This window comes from Stenotrophomonas sp. KH_052, assembly GCF_057838755.1.
Genome location: NZ_CM174475.1, coordinates 360001 through 362500, shown reverse-complemented (window position 1 = coordinate 362500; position 2500 = coordinate 360001). Strand labels below are relative to the sequence as shown.

Here is a 2500-nt window from a genome sequence, read left to right as displayed (position 1 = left end):
TGCAAAAAAAGGAAAACCCCGCTGCGTGAGCAGCGGGGTTTTGGGTATAAACCCTGGCGATGACCTACTCTCGCATGGCTTAGGCCACACTACCATCGGCGCAGCTACGTTTCACTTCCGAGTTCGGGATGGGATCGGGTGGTTCCATAGCGCTAATTTCACCAGGGAGGCTTTTGGAGAGTCGCACTCGTCCCAGGGGGACAAGGCGCCAGTCTCGCATAGTTCTTGTGACGTAGCGTGCACTTGGATGCTCTTACGACGCTGTCGTAAAGCCAAGGCAACTTGAGGTTATATGGTCAAGCCACACGGATCATTAGTATCAGTTAGCTCAATACATTGCTGTACTTACACACCTGACCTATCAACCACATAGTCTATATGGTTCCTTCAGGGGGCTTGTGCCCCGGGAGATCTCATCTTGAGGCGCGCTTCCCGCTTAGATGCTTTCAGCGGTTATCGCTTCCGAACATAGCTACCCGGCAATGCCACTGGCGTGACAACCGGAACACCAGAGGTTCGTCCACTCCGGTCCTCTCGTACTAGGAGCAGCCCCTCTCAAATCTCCAACGCCCATGGCAGATAGGGACCGAACTGTCTCACGACGTTCTGAACCCAGCTCGCGTACCACTTTAAATGGCGAACAGCCATACCCTTGGGACCGACTACAGCCCCAGGATGTGATGAGCCGACATCGAGGTGCCAAACACCGCCGTCGATATGAACTCTTGGGCGGTATCAGCCTGTTATCCCCGGAGTACCTTTTATCCGTTGAGCGATGGCCCTTCCATACAGAACCACCGGATCACTAAGTCCTAGTTTCCTACCTGCTTGATCCGTCGATCTTGCAGTCAAGCACGCTTATGCCTTTGCACACAGTGCGCGATGTCCGACCGCGCTGAGCGTACCTTCGAGCTCCTCCGTTACTCTTTAGGAGGAGACCGCCCCAGTCAAACTACCCACCATACACGGTCCCCGACCCAGATAATGGGCCCAGGTTAGAACGTCAAGCACGACAGGGTGGTATTTCAAGGATGGCTCCACTGCAGCTAGCGCCACAGTTTCATAGCCTCCCACCTATCCTACACAGACGAACTCAACGTTCAGTGTAAAGCTATAGTAAAGGTTCACGGGGTCTTTCCGTCTTGCCACGGGAACGCTGCATCTTCACAGCGATTTCAATTTCACTGAGTCTCGGGTGGAGACAGCGCCGCTGTCGTTACGCCATTCGTGCAGGTCGGAACTTACCCGACAAGGAATTTCGCTACCTTAGGACCGTTATAGTTACGGCCGCCGTTTACTGGGGCTTCGATCAAGAGCTTCGCCTTGCGGCTGACCCCATCAATTAACCTTCCAGCACCGGGCAGGCGTCACACCCTATACGTCCACTTTCGTGTTTGCAGAGTGCTGTGTTTTTGATAAACAGTCGCAGCGGCCTGGTTACTGCGACCCTCTTCAGCTATAGCTCGCACGAGCCACCAAAAAGGGTGCACCTTCTCCCGAAGTTACGGTGCCATGTTGCCTAGTTCCTTCACCCGAGTTCTCTCAAGCGCCTGAGAATTCTCATCCTACCCACCTGTGTCGGTTTACGGTACGGTCTGCGTAAGCTGAAGCTTAGGAGCTTTTCCTGGAAGCGTGGTATCAGTGACTTCGTCATAAAGACTCGTCTCGGTGCTCGGTCTTAAAGGATCCCGGATTTGCCAAAGATCCAAACCTACCGCCTTTCCCCAGGACAACCAACGCCTGGTACACCTAACCTTCTCCGTCCCTCCATCGCACTTACGCGAGGTGCAGGAATATTAACCTGCTTTCCATCGACTACGACTTTCGTCCTCGCCTTAGGGGCCGACTCACCCTGCGCCGATTAACGTTGCGCAAGGAAACCTTGGGCTTTCGGCGTGCGGGTTTTTCACCCGCATTATCGTTACTCATGTCAGCATTCGCACTTCCGATACCTCCAGCAGACTTCTCAATCCACCTTCAACGGCTTACGGAACGCTCCTCTACCGCGCATAACAAAGTTATGCACCCCAAGCTTCGGTTTTGTGCTTAGCCCCGTTAAATCTTCCCCGCAGACCGACTCGACCAGTGAGCTATTACGCTTTCTTTAAAGGGTGGCTGCTTCTAAGCCAACCTCCTGGCTGTCTGTGCCTTTCCACATGGTTTTCCACTTAGCACAAAATTTGGGACCTTAGCTGTGGGTCTGGGTTGTTTCCCTTTTCACGACGGACGTTAGCACCCGCCGTGTGTCTCCCATACAGTCCGTCTCGGTATTCGGAGTTTGCAATGGTTTGGTAAGTCGCGATGACCCCCTAGCCATAACAGTGCTCTACCCCCGAGAGGATACATATGAGGCGCTACCTAAATAGCTTTCGAGGAGAACCAGCTATCTCCGGGTTCGATTAGCTTTTCACTCCTAATCACAGCTCATCCCCGTCTTTTGCAACAGACGTGGGTTCGGGCCTCCAGTACCTGTTACGGCACCTTCACCCTGGCCATGACT

The 2500-nt window shown here is 53.6% G+C and carries 2 rRNA genes (1 of these 2 cut by a window edge); both read right to left on the bottom strand.

The features are described 5' to 3' along the window. Positions 1-51: 51 nt before the first annotated feature. Positions 52-166: ribosomal RNA gene (gene rrf / locus AC3ITW_RS01565) — 5S ribosomal RNA — on the bottom strand. Positions 167-292: 126 nt separating this feature from the next. Next, positions 293-2500 (bottom strand): 23S ribosomal RNA (locus AC3ITW_RS01560); it runs 672 nt beyond the window's last position.